The 19,725-nt window shown below is 60.5% G+C and carries 16 protein-coding genes; 2 read left to right on the forward strand and 14 right to left on the reverse strand.

What is annotated here, in order from left to right; all coding sequences use genetic code 11:
• Positions 1-79 precede the first annotated feature (79 nt).
• The 4 genes from P9236_RS21930 to P9236_RS21945 form a co-directional block, all read right to left on the reverse strand.
• Positions 80-385 (reverse strand): hypothetical protein, encoded by a 306-nt coding sequence (locus P9236_RS21930; protein WP_278076648.1) that lies wholly within the window; start codon positions 383-385, stop codon positions 80-82.
• Positions 386-572: 187 nt separating this feature from the next.
• Entirely contained in the window at positions 573-1,226 is a 654-nt protein-coding gene (locus P9236_RS21935; RefSeq protein ID WP_278076649.1) for a PIG-L deacetylase family protein, read from the reverse strand.
• Entirely contained in the window at positions 1,223-2,038 is an 816-nt protein-coding gene (locus P9236_RS21940) for a sugar phosphate nucleotidyltransferase (RefSeq protein WP_278076650.1), read from the reverse strand. The genes P9236_RS21935 and P9236_RS21940 overlap by 4 nt, the downstream gene beginning before the upstream one ends.
• Positions 2,035-3,330, reverse strand: a complete 1,296-nt coding sequence (locus tag P9236_RS21945; RefSeq protein WP_278076651.1) for a class I SAM-dependent methyltransferase — start codon at positions 3,328-3,330, stop codon at positions 2,035-2,037. The genes P9236_RS21940 and P9236_RS21945 overlap by 4 nt, the downstream gene beginning before the upstream one ends.
• Positions 3,331-3,650: 320 nt before the next feature.
• Here P9236_RS21945 and rfbC point away from each other — a divergent pair, with 320 nt between their 5' ends.
• Positions 3,651-4,190: a dTDP-4-dehydrorhamnose 3,5-epimerase gene (gene rfbC / locus P9236_RS21950; protein WP_278076728.1), complete on the forward strand. Its 540-nt coding sequence runs from the start codon at positions 3,651-3,653 to the stop codon at positions 4,188-4,190.
• Positions 4,191-4,196: 6 nt separating this feature from the next.
• Here rfbC and P9236_RS21955 read toward each other — a convergent pair whose 3' ends face one another.
• From P9236_RS21955 to P9236_RS21985, 7 genes are all read right to left on the reverse strand, one after another.
• Entirely contained in the window at positions 4,197-5,519 is a 1,323-nt protein-coding gene (locus P9236_RS21955; protein ID WP_278076652.1) for a DUF4910 domain-containing protein, read from the reverse strand.
• Positions 5,520-5,524: 5 nt separating this feature from the next.
• Positions 5,525-6,586, reverse strand: coding sequence for an SDR family oxidoreductase (locus tag P9236_RS21960; RefSeq protein WP_278076653.1), 1,062 nt, complete (start codon positions 6,584-6,586; stop codon positions 5,525-5,527).
• A 210-nt stretch (positions 6,587-6,796) separates the two neighbouring features.
• Positions 6,797-8,905 (reverse strand): PQQ-binding-like beta-propeller repeat protein, encoded by a 2,109-nt coding sequence (locus P9236_RS21965; RefSeq protein WP_278076654.1) that lies wholly within the window; start codon positions 8,903-8,905, stop codon positions 6,797-6,799.
• Between the two features lie 188 nt (positions 8,906-9,093).
• The gene (locus P9236_RS21970; RefSeq protein ID WP_278076655.1) at positions 9,094-10,389 is read right to left on the reverse strand and encodes a polysaccharide pyruvyl transferase family protein; all 1,296 of its coding nucleotides are present in this window, start codon (positions 10,387-10,389) and stop codon (positions 9,094-9,096) included.
• The gene (locus tag P9236_RS21975; protein WP_278076656.1) at positions 10,386-11,735 is read right to left on the reverse strand and encodes a DUF4038 domain-containing protein; all 1,350 of its coding nucleotides are present in this window, start codon (positions 11,733-11,735) and stop codon (positions 10,386-10,388) included. Before P9236_RS21975 ends, P9236_RS21970 begins: the two co-directional genes overlap by 4 nt.
• A gap of 29 nt (positions 11,736-11,764) precedes the next feature.
• A complete protein-coding gene (locus tag P9236_RS21980) occupies positions 11,765-13,198 on the reverse strand; it encodes a DUF4214 domain-containing protein (protein ID WP_278076657.1) in 1,434 nt (477 codons plus the stop codon).
• A gap of 160 nt (positions 13,199-13,358) precedes the next feature.
• Positions 13,359-14,459 carry an acyltransferase gene (locus P9236_RS21985; protein WP_278076658.1) on the reverse strand — a complete coding sequence of 367 codons (1,101 nt, stop codon included), beginning with the start codon at positions 14,457-14,459 and terminating at the stop codon, positions 13,359-13,361.
• A 356-nt stretch (positions 14,460-14,815) separates the two neighbouring features.
• Between P9236_RS21985 and P9236_RS21990 the strand changes: the two genes are divergently transcribed.
• Positions 14,816-16,273 carry an oligosaccharide flippase family protein gene (locus tag P9236_RS21990; protein ID WP_278076659.1) on the forward strand — a complete coding sequence of 486 codons (1,458 nt, stop codon included), beginning with the start codon at positions 14,816-14,818 and terminating at the stop codon, positions 16,271-16,273.
• A 42-nt stretch (positions 16,274-16,315) separates the two neighbouring features.
• Here the strand turns inward: P9236_RS21990 and P9236_RS21995 are convergent, their stop codons facing one another.
• The 3 genes from P9236_RS21995 to P9236_RS22005 form a co-directional block, all read right to left on the reverse strand.
• Positions 16,316-17,239 carry a glycosyltransferase gene (locus P9236_RS21995; protein ID WP_278076660.1) on the reverse strand — a complete coding sequence of 308 codons (924 nt, stop codon included), beginning with the start codon at positions 17,237-17,239 and terminating at the stop codon, positions 16,316-16,318.
• Positions 17,236-18,231 carry a glycosyltransferase family A protein gene (locus P9236_RS22000; protein WP_278076661.1) on the reverse strand — a complete coding sequence of 332 codons (996 nt, stop codon included), beginning with the start codon at positions 18,229-18,231 and terminating at the stop codon, positions 17,236-17,238. Before P9236_RS22000 ends, P9236_RS21995 begins: the two co-directional genes overlap by 4 nt.
• Positions 18,232-18,331: 100 nt before the next feature.
• Positions 18,332-19,621 (reverse strand): glycosyltransferase family 1 protein, encoded by a 1,290-nt coding sequence (locus tag P9236_RS22005; RefSeq protein WP_278076662.1) that lies wholly within the window; start codon positions 19,619-19,621, stop codon positions 18,332-18,334.
• Between the last annotated feature and the right edge of the window lie 104 nt (positions 19,622-19,725).

Consider the following 19,725-nt stretch of genomic DNA (forward strand, 5'->3'; position numbering starts at 1 on the left):
GACAAATGCCTTCGCAATGAACGGCACGAGGCGGGCCTGCGGCGTCAATCAAATGCAATAGATGCGACAGGTACGCGGGTCAAACCGATCCCGCCGCATCAACCGATGAATCCGCGGAGAGGACAGGGTCAGGGAAGGTGTATTTGCCCAGCCAGCTGACGGCTTCCTCAATCGTATCGAAATTCTTATGTTGCCCCGTAAGCAACCCGAAACCTGTCTCAAGGAACCATTTGCCCTTGGTTGAATAGGTCTCCTCGTCGATCCGGGTAAGTATCGCGACCAGTTGGCCGAACTTCCACACCAGAACACCCGACTCTCCGCCCTCAACCGTCCCTATTCGGGCTTCGTTGAGCGAAAACCCCGGAGCAAGTCTGGCGTGGCCCACCTTGATTTTTCCCCTCGAACTCCACACGCACGACAAAATGCCTAGCGTGGATCGCTTCTTCTGTGTTCTGTTTTTTTGTTGCGAACGTCGTCCTGCCGGACGACGGGTAAGTTTGTTAGCAGATCGTCAGATACGTTCAAAGGCCCTTTCGCTCGTCATCCACTGTTGGTTTTTTGGTGTCGTCTCACTAGAAAATATTGGCTTTTCGGAGCGTGAAAGCCTCGGCGAAATGCTCGGGCGCCCGGCATTCCATGCCGCGCAATCGGGCAAGTCCGACGAAGGTCTCGCGGTCGAACCAATCCTTGGAGCGCTGCGTCCCGAAGTGCTCGTGGAGAAGCTCGATCTTGCGCTCGAGAACCTTGGCCGCAAGCGGCACATAAGCATTGGGCTGGCCGAGGTCGCCGTCCCACTTCGGGATCTCGTATTCGAGCACCAGATGATCGCGGAAAACGTTCCAGGTCAATTGATTGACCTCTCGATGATCCTGATGGGCGTCGAACCTGGCGTGCGTAAACACCACGTCGGGGTTGATCCGTGACCTCAGATCGATCAGCCAATGCTTTATCGATCGGCTATGGGCTGGAAAGTAGCTGTCTTCGAAATCGGCGACGTCGACCGTGGACGCGTTCGATCCTTCGAGGAAGGATTTCGCCGATGCCCTAGCTTCGGCCGATCGCTGCCCGCCGGCGCTCAACACGCACCAATGGACGTTCAGTTTGACCCCTGACGCGATAAGGCTGAGGATCGTGCCTCCCGCGCCGATCTCGATGTCGTCGGAATGGGCGCCGAGACAGAGGATCGAGACTTCCTCCCCTCGACGCGCGAGGCCAAGCCCCTTCATGATGCAGCCATCACCATGCTGCGTCTGATTTTCTCGGCGGCGGTCTTCCGGTTCCAGGGCATGTCGCCCTTCTCGACCATGTCTTCCAGCGACTGCCAATCGCGCAGTGTATCCATCGAGCGCCAGAAGCCTTCATGCTTGTACGCCATCAGCATGTTGTCGTCGATCAGCCGCCTGAAAGGTTCGATAACGAGCTCCTCGCCGTCTCGCATGTAGTCGAAGATTTCCGGCCGGAACACGAAGTACCCGCCGTTGATCCAGATCTCCGAGGTCTCGGTCGTGCGGAACTCGCGCACCCGGCCGTCCTCGGCGATATCGGCCAGATGATAGGTCAGCGGCGCCCGCACTGCGAGAAAGCAGCCGATCTTGCCGCTGGCCTCGAACTTCGCGATCATGTCGTCGAGATCGACATTGGTCAGACCGTCGGAATAGTTGGCCAGGAACATCTTCTCGTTCTTGACGTGGTCTTGCGCCGCCCACAGGCGCTCCCCGATGTTGCGCCAGATGCCCGTGTCGAGCAGGGTGATGCTCCAGTCCTTGACCGCGTCGCCAAGCAGCTTCACGTCCTGGCCGCCATGCGTGACGATGCAATCGGAGAAGGTCTGTGGCCGGGTGTTCAGGAAGAAATCCTTGATGACGTTGGCCTTGTAGCCCAGGCACAAGACGAACTCGTCATGCCCGTAGTCGCTGTACCATTGCATGACGTGGCGCAGGATCGGCTGATGGCCGAGCGGTATCATCGGCTTCGGTATGCTGTCGGAATAGTCGCGGATGCGCGTACCGCGACCGCCGCAGAAAAGGACGACTTTCATCTCGGTAACTCCGATGGATCGATCACTGCCACGAAAGGAATCGGCACCACGAATTTCGCGCCCCAGGCGGCGACGTGATGCATCTGCTTGATGATCTCGTCCTTCAAGTTCCACGGCAGGATCAGGATGTAGTCCGGCTTGGCGTGGTCGATCGCCTCGATCGGCTTGATCGGGATGTGCATTCCCGGCGTGAAGCGGCCGTGCTTGTAGGGATTTCGGTCGACGGTAAAGTCGAGGAAGTCGGTGCCGATGGCGCAATAGTTGAGCAGCGTGTTGCCCTTGCCGGGCGCGCCATAGCCGCAAATCCTCTTCCCTTCGCTTTTGGCCGAGATCAGAAACGCCAGGAGATCGCGCTTCGCGCGCTGGGCCTTTTCACCGAAGGAGGCGTAGGTCGCCATTTCCGTGAGCCCGTGCCGCTTTTCGCGATCGAGAAGTTTGGCGACGCGGTCGTTGACACTCCAGCTGCTGTCCTCGTTGGCGAGATAGACACGCAGCGAGCCGCCATGCGTCGGCAGTTCCTCGACGTCGATCACGCGCAGGCCGTGACGGCTCGCCATCAGCTCGATGGTCAGCAACGAGAAATATGAAAAATGCTCGTGGTAGATGGTGTCGAACTGATTTTCGGCCATCAGCCGTTCGATATGCGGGAATTCGAGGGTGACCACGCCTTCCGGCTTGAGCAGGATCTTCATCCCGGCGACGAAGTCGTTGAGGTCCGGCACCTGCGCCAGGACGTTGTTGCCGACGATGAGATCGGCGCGAAGTCCTTCGCTCACCATCTGAAGCGCCAGCCGCACTCCGAAGAAGTCCACGCGCGTGGGCACGCCCTTGTCGACCGCGGCCTGGGCGACGTTGGCCGCTGGCTCGACGCCAAGCACTGGAACACCGAGCGGCAGGAAGTGCTGCAGCAGGTAACCGTCGTTGCTCGCGAGTTCCACCACGAAGCTGTCGGCGCCAAGGCCAAGTCGCTTCGTGACAGACTCACAATAGGCTTTGGCGTGGGCTACCCAGCTCGTCGAGAAGGAGGAGAAATAGGCGTATTCGCTGAAGATGGTCTCGGCGCTGATATACTCCTTGAGCTGCACCAAGTAGCAGGTGTCGCAAACCAGGACATTGAGCGGATAATAGAGCTCCATATGGTCGAGTTGGTCGGCCCGCAGGAAACTCTCGCAGGGCGGGGACATGCCAAGGTCCACCAGCGTGTGGCGCAGACGCGATCCGCAGAGCCGGCAGCCGACTGGCCGGCGCCCCATGTCGTGATCGCGGACGACTTCGATCGCCTGAATGTTCATTCCTGCTCCTGCCCGATTGAATTGAGGAAGGAAACGCGGTGGCCTGACGATGAACCTATGCCTGCCGCGTCTCCCCAGGTGGATGAAAGCAACTTAGATTCGAGTGCCCGCGGGTTCGATTTGCCTATCCGTTGGGTGCCTTAAGCCTTATGGAGAAACCGCGGGGGGCATCACCCCGCCCAGCCCACCGAAGGGGTAGTGCGATCGGCCGGGCGTACCGCGATCGGAGGCTCTGATAAGGCTTTGGTAGCTCTTCCAGCCCAGGCATGCGCTATCGACAATCCGACCGGCTGTCTTGCCACCTCGAGGCCAAGGTCGACATGCGATTTACCGAGACGAAGCTGAACGGTGTCTGGCTGATCGAGCCGACGCCCATAGTCGACGACCGCGGGTCCTTCACGCGCCTGTTCTGCGAAAAGGAGATGGCCGATTGCGGGCTGGCAACGCGCTTTGTCCAGCACAGCCGGTCGCATTCGGTCAAACGAGGCACGCTGCGCGGTTTGCATTATCAGCAGGAGCCATATTCGGAAGTGAAGCTCGTCTCCTGCGTCCGCGGCGCGATCTTCGACGTCGTGGTGGACTTGCGCCTGAACTCGCCGACACGTCACAATTGGCTGGCCTTCGAGCTCACCCCCGAGAACATGAGACAGGTCTACATCCCTGCCGGATTCGCCCATGGGCTCCAGACGCTCACGAACGATGCCGAGGTGTCCTATCTGATCTCGCAGTTCTACACGCCGCATGCATCGACGGGCCTGCGCTACAACGACCCTGCCTTCTCGATAAACTGGCCTTTGATGCCGACCGCCATGTCGGAAAGGGACTTGAGCTGGCCGCTGCTGAAGAACCTGGTTTCCTAGAGCGGTTCACCATTTGCCCGCTTGGGCCAGGAGACCGTGATCCGAAAGCAATCTCGCTGCGGCAGCCAATTCCCTGAACGGCAGACCCGAGCGCTCCGCCATTGCGAGAAGCGAATGCTGCCCATCGGCGAGATTGAGCACCCAAAGCAGGGCCATCGAGCTCATGCCGGATGACTTCTGCCCTCCCAGGGCGCTGTAGAGGCCGCGCCTGCCGAGTTGCGGCTCGCCCTTGGGGAAGAGGTTCAAGGGCGTCCAGTCCCCTTCGACGATGTCGATCACGTCCATGAGGATGCGGAAGGAATCCTCCAGATGCTGCGGCGCGATGAAGTCGAGATTGTCGGCCGAGGTGTGATATTCGGGGAAGGTGCCGTGGACGCTGCGCTGGAACATGCCGACGGGAAGATTGAAACCCGGCGAACAATACTGCCTCTCGTCATAGCCGTAAGGGGAAAAGTCGATCAGCTTCGCCCCAGCCCGACCACTAAGCACATGCGCCATCGCGCGGTCGATGAAGGCATCGCCGCGACGGCTGCGCTTGTAGGCCGGCGCCGCGGCGTCGCCCACGCAGGACATCACCAGGCCGTGGTCGATCAGGCCTACCTGCTCCTCGTTGCGGGACAGCCATGCGAGCGCACCGATCGTGCCGGGAGCGAAGAGGAAGCGGTAGCTGTATCGTGTCTTTCTTGCCTTGAGGCTTCGCGCAAGGGTCGCCAGCAGGGCTAGGCCCGAGCAATTGTCGTTGGCGAGTGACGGATGGCATATGTGTGCCGACAGCAGGAATTCCCGCTCGGTCCCGCCGCGGTGCAGATATTCGCCGTAGGTGAGGCTGCCGTCCTTGAGCTCGGCATCGATCTCCACCCGATAGAGACCGTCGGGCATTTTGGCCAGACGATCATGGGCCATGCAGAACCCCCATGCCGGAGTGTAGTAGGCGGTGCGGTAGGGGATCAGTTGCGGCTGCTCAGGCAATGTGTGGATGTGCGGTCTCAACTCGTCGAGCGTCAGGGTCCCCTTGAAGGGTATGGAGTAGTTGACGACATGCAGGTTGGAGTCCGCAAAATCCACGACCTTCTGTCCGTCAGGGCCGATGATGCTTGCCGAGCGGATGTTCCATTCCTTCGGAACGGTCCAGTCGAACAGCTGGGTGCCGGTGGGCACCTCGTGCCGTGCAAGGTCGACGTGCTCCGACAGGATATCCAGCGTCCGCCGCACGCCGTCACCGGTGATGCTCCTGCAAATCGGAAAGAGGCGTTCGGCTAGCGCATAGACTTGCCGGCCGAGGCCGGAAGACAGCCGCGGGCCAAGTTCCTCGGGGTTTATGCGTTCCATTGCGGTCAGCCCGCCGCTGCCTCCAGCTTGCGCGAGGGTTCAACCACTCGCATCCGCTCATCCAAAAATCCGTTGGCCCGAAGATATTTGATGTGGCCTATGCGCTGGAAGCGCGGCCCCTCGAATTCCTCGAGCGTGACGTTCGACTTGCGGTAGGCTTGGTACAACTGCTCGGCGCCCTTGCGCGCATCCCATTGCGGCCTGAAGGCGGGAAGAACGCGCGCGATCTTGTCGAAGCTGACGCGATAAGACCGCTTGTCCGGGCCGGCATCGGACGCGAATTCGAGCCGGCATCCCGGCACGACGCCGGCGACGATCTCGGCAATGTCGCGGATCCTGTAATTGTGCTCCGTGCGTCCTACGTTGAAGGCCTCGTTGTGGATGCTCTCGCGCGGGGCTTCCAGTCCTGCGATGAAGGCCCTCGAAATATCCTCGATATGGACGATCGGCCGCCAGGGCGTTCCATCGGACTTGAGCAGGATCACCCCTTTCGTGACGGCCCAGGCGACGAGATTGTTCAGCACGATGTCAAAGCGCAGGCGCGGCGACAGGCCGTAGGCGGTGGCGGGCCGGAAGTAGATCGGGGAGAAGTTGCTGTCGGCCAGCTCCGAGATATCGCGCTCCGAAAGCACCTTGGACCAGCCATAGGCGGTAACCGGGTTCAGCTCCGCCGTCTCGTCGACGATCCCGTCGCCTGCCTGTCCGTAGTTGCTGCACGAAGAGGCGAGCAGGAAGCGGGACACGCCTGCCTGCTTGGCAGCCTTGGCAAAGCGGACCGTACCTTTGTGATTGATCTCGTAGGTAATATTCGGATCGAGATCGGACAGCGGGTCGTTGGAAAGAGCGGCCAGATGAATGACGGCATCGAACCCCTCGAGGTCGCGCGCATTCACGTCCCTGACGTCCTTCAGGATGGACGGAACGGCAACCTGCTCGCCTCCCGAGGCAAAGGTGCAGCGGCGGTAGAGATCGCTGTCGTAGCCGCAGACCGAATGCCCAGCGCGCAGCAGCATCGGCACCATCACCGAGCCGATATAGCCTTGATGGCCGGTTACCATAACTTTCATCGCACACCTTTTCTCGAGCGCCCACAGTCGCGAAAAGGCTACTTGGGCGCGAAGAAGCGGGGGAGAACGCCAATGGGAGATCGGGATGCCCCGTTGGACGAAGCGTTGCCACCGGCTAGGTCTTTCGGGCGGCGCGCGCGTAAACCTTTCGGAGGATGTCCGCTGGAGAGACGGAATTCACCTGGACGGCGGTTTCTCTTCGATTTGCGCCTACAATCCGAAGACAAACAGCGCCCGTCCGGCTGCGATCGCGATGACCTGCCGGCCATCGTCAACAAACGAGATGGGAGCTGCCCTCGTTTCTCCGCCAAGCGGCACACGCCAAAGCTCCTGACCGGTGGCTGAGTCGAGCGCGAACAATACCCCTCCGGAGGCGCCGAATACCAATCCGCCGGCGGTCGCGAGCAGGCCGCTGTGACCATAGTCCTTCGCCGAAGGAGAACGGAATTCCCACTTCTTCTCCCCAGTCGCGGCATCGAGCGCGCGCACGCCCCGCACGGGCGGGGCGGCCCATGTTGCCCCGCTTCCGACAAACAGTCCTCCCTGCCCCCGCTCGACCTTGTCCGCATCGGTCTTCGTAAAAATCGATGCCCCCTCAGTCGTCGGCACGAAGACCAGCCCCCGACCTTGGTCGAAGGCCGGATTTTGCCAATTCGTTCCACCACCCCCCGGTTTTATGAGGCGTCCCTCGGTGGAAGCACCATCGACGAAGATCGGCCGGCCCGCGTGATCCAGGCCAGCGGCCCAATTCTGCTCGACAAAGTTCACGCCGGTCAGGAATTCGCCCGTAACCCTGTCGAGCACATAGTAAAATCCATTCCTGTTTGCCCAGCAAATCACCTTGCGTTTGATACCGCCAATTGTGAGTTCGGCAAGGATCGGCGTCTGGTTTGAATCCCAATCGTGATCGTCATGCGGCGTGAACTGGAAATGCCATGCGAGCTTCCCAGAACTCGCGTGCAGCGCGATCACGCTGTTGGTGAACAAATTGTCGCCGGGGCGCGCATCGCCATTATAGTCGGGCGCCGGGTTGCCCACGCCCCAGTAAAGGAGATCGAGCGAGGAGTCGTAGCTGCCCGTCACCCATGTTGGCCCACCGCCGGTTCGCCAGGCATCATTCTTCCAGGTTTCGTGCCCCGGTTCGCCGGGACCCGGGATCGTATTGAATTTCCACAGTCGCTTGCCGCTCGCGGGGTCGTAGGCCGCCAGAAATCCGCGAACGCCGAATTCGCCGCCGGCGACCCCGACCACGACGGCATTGTTCACGACCAGCGGCGCCCCGGTCATCGAGAAGCCTTCGGAGGGTGCGGCAACCTGGGTTTCCCAAGCCTCCTTTCCCGTGTTGGCATCGATGGCGACCAGGACGCCGTCCAAGGTGCCCAGGAAGAGAGTGTTGCCAAGAACGGCAAGGCCTCTGTTTACCCGGCCGCAGCATATCGGCAGGTTATCGGGTAAGGACCTTTGGTATTTCCAGAGGACGTTGCCCGTTTTTGTGTCGAAGGCAACGACGTTGGCTGGAGGCACGCTGGTAAAGAGCGTTCCGCCGACGACGAGCGGCGTTGCCTCTATCACTCGGTCATCGGTGTCGAACTGGCCAATCCAGCGGACATGAAGACGGGACACGTTTTCCTTCGTGATCTCGGCGAGCGGCGAGTAGCGATGACCGTCGAGGGAACCCGAATAGGTCAACCATTGGGCCGAGTTCGGTGCCCGCAGGTCGTCGGCCGTCACGCGGACATCGAGATGCGGCACGCTGTCGTCGCTCTTGGCCGAATTCTGGAGCGATCTGATATAGCCGACAACCCTCCAACGGTCGTCGAACGACAGATCGGCATGGGACGCCATGGCAGTGGCGGGAATGCCGTCGCGCACGATTTTGTAAATGGTCAGGTCGCTGTCGCCGTGCCTGAGCGGCCGGTCGAGAAGCGGCGCGTGCGCCCCCGATCCATCGTGGCAGGCCGCGCAGTTCCGGCGAAATATCTCGGCGCCGGCAGCACGATCTTCCGCACCGACATAGGGGTTGATGACCGAGGCATCCAGCGATCGCGCTTCCGTGACCGTCGAGGTCAGGACAAACCCGCTTGACGGGTTTGTCATTCGGAAGAGCTCCGGCCAGGACAGGTCCGGAACCTCGCCGAATGCCTTGCGGCCGTACAGGTCCAATCGCCAGGTCAGCGAGTGCCAAAATTTGGCTCTGCTCGCCTCTCCGGTCGATTCTTGCAGCTTTTCGTACAGCAAAACCCCGAAAACTATGGCAACAGACGCCAATACGCCAAAAATTCCAGCCGATAACATTCGGTGATTAGTCATGCTGCGCATAGTATTTGATCGATTCGAGATACTTCTGAAGAATTGCTCTCGATAAACTTTCGCGACAAGAGCGCAATGGCGATCCACCGGTTGAACCCGCATTGCCGATCCAAAGAGCGAGGCTCCGGAAGAAAGCTAAGCAGTCAAACGCGAAGTCGGGCATTTTTGCGTCTCTCGTCAAACACCCGCGGCATGCCTCATCCGACCACGCTGGAGAGAAGCCGAACGCCCTGCCTCTCGATCTGGCCCCCGAGTTCGGCGAGCCGATCGGCTATCGTCATTTCGTATGCTTCCCGAGCTGCCGCCAACCGCGAAAACTGCGCGATGAGTCCGTCGACGTCGAATGTCTCAATGTTCTGGCAGTACTCGCCCAGGCCCATCCGATCCATCAGCACGTCGTTCTTCCTGGCGTAACCAAGCGAGATGATTGGCCTGCGCATCTTGAGTGCGCAGACGATGTTGTGGAAGCGCGTGGCGACGACAAGATCGGTGAGCGCCATCTGCCCCATCACGTCGCCCAGCGAATGGACCGGTCGATACGCCAGCTTTGAATCAGGCCTGAGGCTCCTCACGGCCGCCAGCAGCGCATCCACGGCTACGCCGTCGTCGTCATCGCCTGTAAGAAGCCTGACTTCATGCCCACAATCCAGGAGGTGGACGACGAAGATCGCCAGCTTACCGATGTAGCGGGAAAAGATCGATTGACCGCCATCGGCAAAACCGTACCAGCCACGGTAGGCCATGACGCCCACTCCTACCCTCAGCGTGTTTGGAGCGATCTGTGGAACTAGAGTCGGCGCGGGCAGGCCAAAGGCGAGGTCCGGATAGATCGGATCGTTGCGGGCGTCGAAGCCGACGCTCTCCATAAACTCCTTGGACTGAAGATCGCGATAGGACCGATAGTGGGCCAGCCGGGCCGCCGAGATCATCAAGAGGCGGCTCAACCTGTTCCTGATTGGCCCTGCCCCGATGCTGACAAAAGCAATATGAGTGCCGGCGAGCCGGGCGGCCAGGCACCATTTCAGTATGTCGTAAGGCATGCCCGCAGGCCTCTCGCCGAAATCGTCCAGAATTCCGGTACCCGGGATAATCATGACATCGGCCTTGCGGACATGGCTGTACGCTCGCGCGAAATCGGCGAGCTTCCCCGGAATTTTCAGGAACAGCCGGTTAATTCTTCGTGACAGGCCGCTTGTCGGGCCACTCCCGCGGATCGGCAGGGTCTCGAGACCGAACGCTTCCCTGACGAGCTCGGGTTCCTGGCAGATGCAGAAAAGTTCCGCCCCTGGGCGCTCTCTTCTCAGAAACCCGACCATCGCCTCGAGCGAACCTTCATTGCCAAGGTTGCCGCAGCCGAAGAGTCCGAACAGAGCGATCCTTCGAGGTGCCCGGCGCAGGCCAGTGCCGTCTCCGCTTGCACGATGGGATGCCGCCATCGTTGCGTCGACGGTCGCGAGGCTCTCAAAGCTGTCGACGTCGTTTCTGGCGATCATTGGCTTTGCACCGGCAGCGAACGGAGTTCCAATATCCAATCGGCATGATTGCCTTTTGGCGGAGCGAAATACCGGGCGCCCGCGGAAAACGGGGATCCAGCGGCTGGATCGCTCCTTCCGGTGGAAGGATCGATCCAGCGAGCCGAGACCTGCGGCCCGGCGAGCCTCGCAAGGTCGAGGGTGACACCCCTGCCGGTGGGGATATAGAGGACCGCGAGCGAGCCATCCCTTGTCCGAGCGGCTATTGTTCGGGCGTGGTAGTTGCCCTGCCCCGCGATCAACAAATCGTTCCCCGTGTCAGGCTCCAGATCCCACCATTTGATGGACGAGAAATATTCATGCAGAATCTGCATGCTCCGCGCCCCCGGGCTGTCGAGGGCTTTTTGCCAGGTCGTTTCCGCCGGCAGGATGCCCGGACCGCCGAAATGCCAAACCGGGTTATTGCCATAGACGTGCCCGAAGGCACCGGAGAGGATCGCCTGATATGCCTGGATGCGAACGCGGTATTGATCGGCACCATATTCGAACTCATAGGCGCTCTCGATCAGGAAGAAGGGCATGCCCCTGCCGGCGGCGTACTCCCTGCTCGCTGCCGCATAGGTGGGCTTGTATGTGTAGATATCGTTGACCTTCAGCCAGGGCTCGCGACCCCAGAATTTCAAAGGTGCAGTTTCCGGAGCGCCGTGGACGGTGCTGAGGGCGACCGGGTCCTCTTCCATGATGGCCCGAGCGATGGCCCTGACCAGCTCCTTGTCGGCAGGATCATAGTCACCGCCGTTGACCCACATGATGTTGTCGAAACGCCGGTAGCGATTTCCGACGAAATGCCCGTAGGTGGCGAGACTTCCGGCCCCCGCCGCCGCCATTTCCTGATACCAGCCCTCATCGCCACCGCCGATTCCGAGATATGACGGGACGAGGAGGACCAGGAAACCGAGGTCGCATGCCTTCTGCAGGATGCGGTCGGCGCGGGCAAAGTATGCTTCGTTCGGAAGAACGAAATTTCCGTTGTCCGCGAACGGCCTCTCGCCATAGGCGTTCGCGGGAGCGTTGCGGGAGAACCGGTGTTCGATAAGGTTCACCAGTATGGTGTTGAACCCGCGCGCCTTGCGATCCTCGAGATAGAGCTCAGCTTCGTCCTCCTTGAGCTCGGCGATGAGAGACCACGCCGCCTCGCCTTGCATGAAGAATGGACGGCCATTCCGGTCGACCGGATAGTTCTTGCCAGGTTCGATCCTCAGCGGGAACTGCGTCGCGCCATTGCTTTCGCATGCCGGACTTGCGGTGGCCATGGCCGCAAAAAGGATGATGGCCATGAGTGCGGCGGAGGCGAGGCGCATTGCCATGGTGCCCTCCTTCCGGCCGACCTTCCTGTCTAGCCCGGAGCCGGCACCGCGGAGACCTCGCGGGTCGCCGCGTATCTGGAGTTGAACTCGGCCGAATTGATGATGCCGAAGGCCACCATCTCCCGTGTCATGGATCCCGCACGCAGCTGAGTGACATAGGTCTCCAGTCCGTAGCCGTCCGCGCCACGTCCGAGAAGCAACTGAAACAGGAAATTGACGTAGGCACTGTCCGTCAGGCCGATCGTCACATATTTGGCTTCGAAATCGTCCGTGCGCATCATTTCCACGATCATGTCGGCAAGTTTGCTGTTCCCGTCTTCGAGCGCTGCCGACCACCGTCCCACGCTGTCGGCGTCGCCCTGGCGGCCAAGAACGAGGCAGTAAGCGAAGCTCGCCTGCCTGACATAGATCGGCTTGTCCGCAGCCGTGGTCTGGGGGTCGCATTCCCGAAGCGGCTTGGGCGACGGCTGCGGACCGCGGATCAAGTCGCGCACCGTCTTGTAGGCGGGCTTCGGCTCGCCGGCCCTCCATTTGCCGTCGGACGCGGGGGTGAGTCTCACCAATCCCATCTTGGCTTCGAAGCTTGGCGCCCAATAGGTCTCGTCGAACAATTCATAAATGTGAGCTGCTTCGACCTTGTATTTGGCGCTGAGTTCGCGAAGCCGCGTCATCGTCTGCTTGATGCCGTCGGCCTGCTGCCGCTCGCCGCGCTGGCTTCCGTAAGGGTTATTGAATTCGGTGACCCAGATCGGCTTGCCGTAGCCCGAGATTTCGCGGAAGGCCCATTCCGGATCGTCGCCATACATATGCCAGACCGAGATGTCCCAGGAGATCCCATCCTGCTTCATACGCGCGAACGCGCCCGTATGGCCCCATCCCGCCGTGCCGATCGCCTTTCTGATGCCGGGATCGGCTTCCGTCATGCCTTCGGACAGGCCTTTGAGGACGGCGCTCACCTTCACCCAGCGCGGGCCGTAGTAGTCGAGCGCGCCCGTTCCTCCCGCGGGTCCCCATGCGCAGGGATACTGGGTGCCGTCGTCGCGCTTTTCGCAGGGCTGGATGATGGCATAGTTCTCCAACTCGTTGCCGAGTTCCCAAACCCGGATGTCGTCCTTGAACCTGGTGCCAAGAGCGATCGCCAGCTTCCGGCTCTTTTCATAGAGATCTTGCGGGCTGTCCTTATCCATATTCACGCCCGCCGGCGTGATGACGGGCAGGATCTCGATCCCTCTCGCCTTTCCGGCGTCGACAAGGGCGGCAAGCTTATCCGCGTTGTCCTCGCCGGTGACGTTCACGCGGTACGATTTCAGGCCCAGATCCTTGAGGAAGTCGAGTTGCCGTTCAAACGGGACACCCGGATAGGCAACTATAGGATGTCCGTTGACGCCCCAGAGGAGATCAGCGGAAGCGGGCGCGACGGTCACAAACAGGCAGGCTGCGGCGACTGCAAAACGAAAAGACATGGCAAGCGCCTCCGTGCCGGATTTCAAACTCGGGCTGGATAGTCGGGATTGCGATCATGGGAAGCAATTTGCCCATACGGGTGAAGGGAGTCCCGGTACTACCCCTTTCGGACGTAACCCTAAGTCTCAGGCTGCGTCGTTATGGCAGCAGTCGGTTGCATTATCTTGGCAAAGTGCCAACCTCCACCGGCCGCCGGCTCCGCTGGCGTTTTATGGCCTTCCGGATGAAGTCCAGAATTGGCTTTTCCAGCAACAGATGTGTCAGCACGCCGACAACAATGCATACGCATATGACCGCAGGAACGAACGGAACTTGCGACACCCCTCCAACAAATGTCGACTTGATCAGCCAGCCATATGCCAACATGACGAAGATGTGCGTCAGATAGAGCGCGTAAGATGCGTCGCCGAGCAGCACGGCGGCTCGGCCCAGTTTCGACCGCGGCCGCTCGACATTGAGAAAGGCCGCCACAATCAAAGTCGCCGGAATACCCCACATAATGACCCGAGTGGCATCCGGCGCGGCATCGTGTTGCATCGTGAAAATCGAAGCCGCAATTATCGCCGCAAATCCTATGACACTGAGAGCTTGCGGGACTTTCCATTTTCCTCCAGCGCAAAACAACAGCGCCAAAATGATGCCGAAACAGAATTCCAGAATGAGAGGGCTGGAGACGAAATTGGCGAATGTCGGATCCTGAATCCGGCCCCCAAACGCAATCCCAACGATCATCAGGAATATGGCCGCAATAGATGTTGGCCCCATCCTGCCCAACGCCAGACAAATCGAAAAAATCACGTAGAAATATATCTCATATGACAGCGTCCATGCGACAAACACCAGCTTGTCACCTGGGAGCAATAGTGCGGAGTTTAATAAAGTATACGAGTCTATGTGCTTGTTGTGCAGGAACCCAACTGCCGATACCGCGAAGATGGCGGCGCTGCATATCCAGTATAACGGGAAAATGCGCGTTGCCCGTTTGATGATGAAATCCTTTGGTGAATCAGGGAGCCGCCCAAAAGGGAAGCTCACATAGACCATGATAAACCCACTGATCACGAAGAACAGATCGACTCCGGCGCCACCGGATGTTGCCACCCAGTAAGGGCCGAAGCGCCCAGCTTCCGATCCCTCCGACATGTCGAGGGTATGGCGAACGACCACAGCAAGCGCCGCAATCGCGCGGAGCATCTGAAGCCCATACAGCTCGCGGTTCTGCCTGCCCATCGCATTCCCAGCCATGTCGGAACAGGCCATCGATCGTAGGTCGATCCTGCCACAACACAACGCATCCCTCCGGCGAGGGCATCCTTACGTCCAATGGATATCCTGAAGGCTTCCGTCGATACCGAGGCGATCGCAGCGCCGGGAGGAGCACCTCACTCGGCCGTCCTAACAACCTCCGAGCGTAAGGCCGCATGTCCTAGTTGCAGCGACAGATGCGGGTCGTTGCCGAGTGGTCGACAGGCAGGACCGGCACGTTCAGCGCTACCCCTTTGGGCGGGTGCGTCCCTTAGCCTTTTTGGCGGCATGATCTTCCAACTCGTTTGTCGGACTATCGGTGATCGATCGAGGCGGACGAGCTCCCGCCTGACTGGAGAAGAACAGCACCCATGCTCGGCGTAAAACGCGCACTCCTGATTAGCACGGGTGAACGCTACGTGCTGTTTGCCACGAATTTTGCCACTGCTGCCGCGGTCTCGCGGATCTTGACGCCCGAAGAGATCGGGGTATCGGCGATCGGCACCGCTATCCTGGCGATTATCATGTCCGTCAGGGAATTCTCGAGTTCGAGCTACCTGATACAGCGCGACGAACTGAGCCGAGAAGATATCGGCGCGGCATTTACTGTGATGTTCATCCTTACTGGGATCATCGCAGCCGTTCTCGTCGCCGTCTCCCCCGGATTGGCTCTCTTCTATCGGCAGCCCAACCTTATCCCCTACTTCCACATCGTCTCGATCTGCCTCTTCCTCGATGCTTGCTTCATTCTGATCAACGCCCTGCTCCGGCGGGAAATGTCCTTTGGCAAGGTGGCGGCCATCAACATCACCGGGGCGGTGACGGCTTCGGCGGCAACAATCGCGCTTGCGTTTGCCGGCTTCAGCTACATGAGCTTCGCTTGGGGATGGCTGATCGGCAGCGGGCTTGCCGCGGCGCTCGCCCTGGCCCTGCGCCCCCATTTCTGGATGTTCAAGCCGTCCTTCGCCAACTGGCGCGCGATGATCTCGTTCGGCGGGTACAATGGCGCCATCGCCATCATCTTCTACATCTTCGATGCCCTGCCTTTGCTGCTCCTGGGCCGCTTCGTGTCGCCGAATGCCGCGGGCTTGTTCAGTCGCACCCTGTTGATCGGTCAGATACCCGACAAACTCATCCTCGGAGGAGCGATGAGCGTCGTGCTGCCGGCCTTCTCGGCCGAGGTCAGGCAAGGCAGGGATTTGAAACGCCCATATCTCGCGGCCCTTTCTCTCATCACCGGACTCCACTGGCCCGCGCTCCTGGTGCTTTCGGTGCTGGCGCGTCCCGTCATAGAAATCACGCTCGGTCACCAATGGGTCGAGGCCGCCCCGCTCGTCCAGGTCGTCGCTATCGCCCTTCTTTTCTCGTTCAGTTTCCAGCTCAATTATCCGGTGACGGTGGCGGTGGGCGCGATCCGCGACTTGCTCATTCGGGCATTGATCGCCTTCCCGCTTTCCGGGGTCATCTTGTCGATAGCCGTAATTTTCGGCGGACTGCACGCAGCCGTCTGGTGCATGCTGGTGACCGTTCCTTTCCAGGCATTTGTCGCTCTGAGCTTCGTCCGTCGCAGGTTGGGACTGAGACGCAGGGACATCGCCGCGGCGATATGGAGAAGCGCTGTCGTGGCCGTCGCGAGCGTGCTCCCTCCGCTCGCCGTAACCTGGGCTTACGGCTCCGTCGCCGGCCTTTCATACGGGCAGGCATTTGGCGCGGGATTGCTGGCACTGATCGGATGGGCAACGGCACTGGTCCTTACCAGGCATCCGCTGCTCGGCGAGATCGTCAGAACCATCCCGGAATTTCGGCGGGTTCGTGCCTCGGCAGGCTGACCCGCGCACGCCGCGGGAGCCCGCCGGTTCGTTGTGATTGGATCAAGAGAGCTGCCCGATCAGCCGCGAAATCCTGATCCGCTCGGCTTTCCTGCGCAGTCCGTTTGCCCAGTATGCCAATCCCAGATAGCCAGAAGGAACTTCCAGGCCGAGATCCTGGCATTCATGCGCTATGCGACGAAGTACGGACCGCTCCTTCCTGTCGGCGCGGTGAGCTCTCGCGGGGAGGAATTTCTCGGGCCCGGTGTAGTGACGGATCAATGCACGGTCCCAATAGGCGGTCTGAAAGGCGGACTTCTGCACGTTGAATTCCAGCGGAAGTGTTTCCCATGATCCGCCGGCGGCTATGTTGAAGGCGCATTGGTCGAGATCATTGCATGCTCCATCCCAATAGGGGCAGAAGTCGGCATGGGCCTTGACCGCGGCTTCGTATCGCTCGGGAATTCCCGAAGCAATCCATCGGGAGGCATTGATGACCAGCAGGCCGGAGTTGAAGTAGCGTCGCTGAAGGCCGTGCTTGTCGCAGTTAGCGAAGAAGGCGGGATTGTCGCTGCCCGTGGACACGGATAGGTCGGGCACCGCGGCCAGCGGCTGCGTTTTTGGCGCGGCAATTTCCAGATCAAGAGGCCGCACGGCCAGCGTGTCATTGTCCAGGTAACAGATGACATCGTGTTCGTTGGAAACCATTGCGATCGCGTCGGTCTTTGCGTACGCAGTCGGCGTTATGTGGCCGCGACCTGGCAGACCCCGATCGACCATCAGCAGGGTATGGGTCGCCAGCCGATGCCCCTTCGCCTGGAGGAACCTGAGCACGGTTGGCGGCGGGGCCGAGCGGAAACCAGCCTGAACGATGTGAATGTCTATCTCACGCGATTGGTTCAAGCCTAGCGCGGCAGCACTGGCATAGGTCAGATCGTCACGCCTGCCGTCCGTCAGATAGACGACACCAAGCCGCCTCCTGGTCACGCGCGATCCTCCGCGTGGTTGGCAACCGAGCCCACCCGACCCGAAATCACCGACAGCGCTCGTTTTAAGGTCCCCTTCTTTCGATAAAAATGTCCCATCGGCGGGAACAGCCTCGATAACGGCGTTAGCGAAAAGCAATATCTAAACAGCTCGACGCCGTACGCTGTCTTTCCCCGGAACAGATGGGAGATTGCCGACCAATAGGCAGCGTCGCCAATTCTGTGCATGGCTATGCGATGCAACCGGTTTGCTTCCCGCATCGCCGCTCCTTCCCTTGTGAAGAAGCTGTTGAATACCGCCTCCCGTTCCTTCAGCTGGATCAGTTTGTCTGAAAAGTAGACAACCGTCATTTGCTCCGGATGCAGGCGGCGGATGCCGAGGGCGCCTTCGAACTCGACGACGCAACCCAACCGGGCGAGGCGAAGCGCGATCTCCAGGTCGTCTGCGTGGGGAAGCGACGCCCGGTAGTGCCCCGCCGCCTTTTGCGCCGCCGTCTTGACCACCACAGCTCCCAAGGCCAGGGATAGCCCTAGATGGCGGCAGCAATCCTCGATGAATCCCGCCCCTTCCCTGATCCGCCATCGATCCGGTTGACTTGGCTCGACGAAATCCTCTCCGTCGATCATGCTAAGTTCGGAGCCAATGGCGAAAACAGCCGTCGGATTGCTTTCGAGGACGTCGATGGCGCGCCGGAGCGAACCGTCCGCAAGGAGATCGTCGGCGCACAGGATGACGAAGTAGTCGCCGCGCGCAAGGTCGATGCCTTCGTTGAAGGACGCTACCGGCCCAAGATTTCTGGCATGGCGGACGATTTCAATCCGACTGTCCTCGGCAGCGAAGCGGCGCGCCACCTCCACGCTGTCGTCGGTCGAGGCATTGTCAATGACGATGATGCGGAGGTCGTCGATGTCCTGCGAAAGCACACTGCGGATGCATTGCGCGAGGTACCTTCCGGCGTTGTAGCAGGGTATGGCTACATCGATGCGAGCCATCAGCGCTGCCTTCCCATGGCTGGCCGGCGGCGCCTTTTCGTCGGTGTGGGCTTGCTGCAGACGCCAGCGCTGTCTCCAAGTTCTGGCCGAGGACAAGGCATCACGTTGCTCCGCCACGAACAAAGGACAGGGATTGGGTTGCGAAATCGGCATCGACCTGAACCATCAGTTCCAGATATTTCCATGCGATCCAGCGCCACGAATAGCTGCTCGCCTTGGCGTTGCCCTTGGTCACCAGCCACTCGCGCAGGGCCGGGTTGAGCAGGAGCAGGCGAACCTTCTCGGCCCATGAATGGACGTCGTCCGGATCGGCATAGAGGGCTGAATCCCCGCAGATCTCCGGGAGGCACGGCGAGGTCGATGCAATGACGGGACAGCCCGACGCCATCGCTTCGACGGCCGGAAGCCCGAACCCTTCGATGCGTGACGGAAACAGGAAGCAGAGCGCGCCCTCGAGCGTCTTCTTGAAGTCGTCATCGCCTATGCGGCCAAGGAAGACGATGTTGCCGGGCAAGTTCGGGACGTATCGCAGGAGCGTGGCTTCGTCGACATCGCCCGGCATCCACAGATCCAGACCCATCTCATCGAGGAGCGGAGCCAGCCGGGCGAGAAGTCCCATGTTCTTGTATTCCTGATCCCGTCTGCCAAGGCAGAGCACATAGGGTCTGCCACGGTCGACGGTCAGCGACGATCTCGCGGCATCCCATCTCCTGGCGTGATCGCTGCCGTTGTAGGTGATGACGATGTTTTCGTCCGGAGCGATGCCGAACGCCACCAGATGGCTGCGCGAGAGTTGCGAGACGGTGGTGATGCGGGCTGCCCGCCTGCCGAGCGCCGGCAGAATGAGGCGGTGCGCCCAGCGGAAGCCGCGTCCATAGCTCGACGGCATCAGCCTGGTGTGCATGTCGTGGATGCAGGCGATCTGGCGCTTCAGCACGATGGGGGCGAGGTTGCAGAAGCTCAGCAACCCTCCGGGCACATGCCAGGGCAACTGCGCCTGCACCCAGAACTGGGGAAGGCGCGGCCGGTTGAACTCGGGAACCACTCGGACGGCGATGGCGTCGAGATGGAGAGGTTCCGACAGCGGGCGCGGCACGACGAGATCGATATCCAGGTCGCGCCCGAGCGGATGCCGCTCCGAAATGAGGGCATCGAGCGCCATCGTGACCTCGCGGGCGTAGCGGGCCACACCGTTCGGCCGAAGTGTCGTGAAGTCTCCGTTTATGGTCCAGCGCCGTCTCGGCGTTTCCGGTTTTTCCAAGGACCACGCGGAATGCCCGATCGAATTCTGGGCATTCTCGGCCAGCGATTTCACCAGCGGCGTGTCGGGGCGATGTCCATTGCGCTGTCGGGGTGGCGCGTCTGTCGTATCGAAATCGAGCTTGCCCATACCCTTCCCCGGTCCTTTCGGAACTCATGGCCAGACTAGCATCCCCGGCGGCGCGGAGGTCCTCAGACGTTTGAGGTAGGAAGGCCGCCCGATCTCGCCCATCC

Origin of the sequence: Mesorhizobium sp. WSM4884, from assembly GCF_029625675.1 — a bacterium.
GTDB lineage: Bacteria > Pseudomonadota > Alphaproteobacteria > Rhizobiales > Rhizobiaceae > Mesorhizobium.

Coding starts and splice junctions, on each gene's coding strand:
- P9236_RS21935 (WP_278076649.1), bottom strand. CDS start 1,226: ATGAAGGGGCTTGGCCTCGCGCGTCGAGGGGAGGAAGTCTCGATCCTC.
- P9236_RS21940 (WP_278076650.1), bottom strand. CDS start 2,038: ATGAAAGTCGTCCTTTTCTGCGGCGGTCGCGGTACGCGCATCCGCGAC.
- P9236_RS21945 (WP_278076651.1), bottom strand. CDS start 3,330: ATGAACATTCAGGCGATCGAAGTCGTCCGCGATCACGACATGGGGCGC.
- rfbC (WP_278076728.1), top strand. CDS start 3,651: ATGCGATTTACCGAGACGAAGCTGAACGGTGTCTGGCTGATCGAGCCG.
- P9236_RS21955 (WP_278076652.1), bottom strand. CDS start 5,519: ATGGAACGCATAAACCCCGAGGAACTTGGCCCGCGGCTGTCTTCCGGC.
- P9236_RS21960 (WP_278076653.1), bottom strand. CDS start 6,586: ATGAAAGTTATGGTAACCGGCCATCAAGGCTATATCGGCTCGGTGATG.
- P9236_RS21965 (WP_278076654.1), bottom strand. CDS start 8,905: ATGCGCAGCATGACTAATCACCGAATGTTATCGGCTGGAATTTTTGGC.
- P9236_RS21970 (WP_278076655.1), bottom strand. CDS start 10,389: ATGATCGCCAGAAACGACGTCGACAGCTTTGAGAGCCTCGCGACCGTC.
- P9236_RS21975 (WP_278076656.1), bottom strand. CDS start 11,735: ATGGCAATGCGCCTCGCCTCCGCCGCACTCATGGCCATCATCCTTTTT.
- P9236_RS21980 (WP_278076657.1), bottom strand. CDS start 13,198: ATGTCTTTTCGTTTTGCAGTCGCCGCAGCCTGCCTGTTTGTGACCGTC.
- P9236_RS21985 (WP_278076658.1), bottom strand. CDS start 14,459: ATGGCCTGTTCCGACATGGCTGGGAATGCGATGGGCAGGCAGAACCGC.
- P9236_RS21990 (WP_278076659.1), top strand. CDS start 14,816: ATGCTCGGCGTAAAACGCGCACTCCTGATTAGCACGGGTGAACGCTAC.
- P9236_RS22000 (WP_278076661.1), bottom strand. CDS start 18,231: ATGGCTCGCATCGATGTAGCCATACCCTGCTACAACGCCGGAAGGTAC.
- P9236_RS22005 (WP_278076662.1), bottom strand. CDS start 19,621: ATGGGCAAGCTCGATTTCGATACGACAGACGCGCCACCCCGACAGCGC.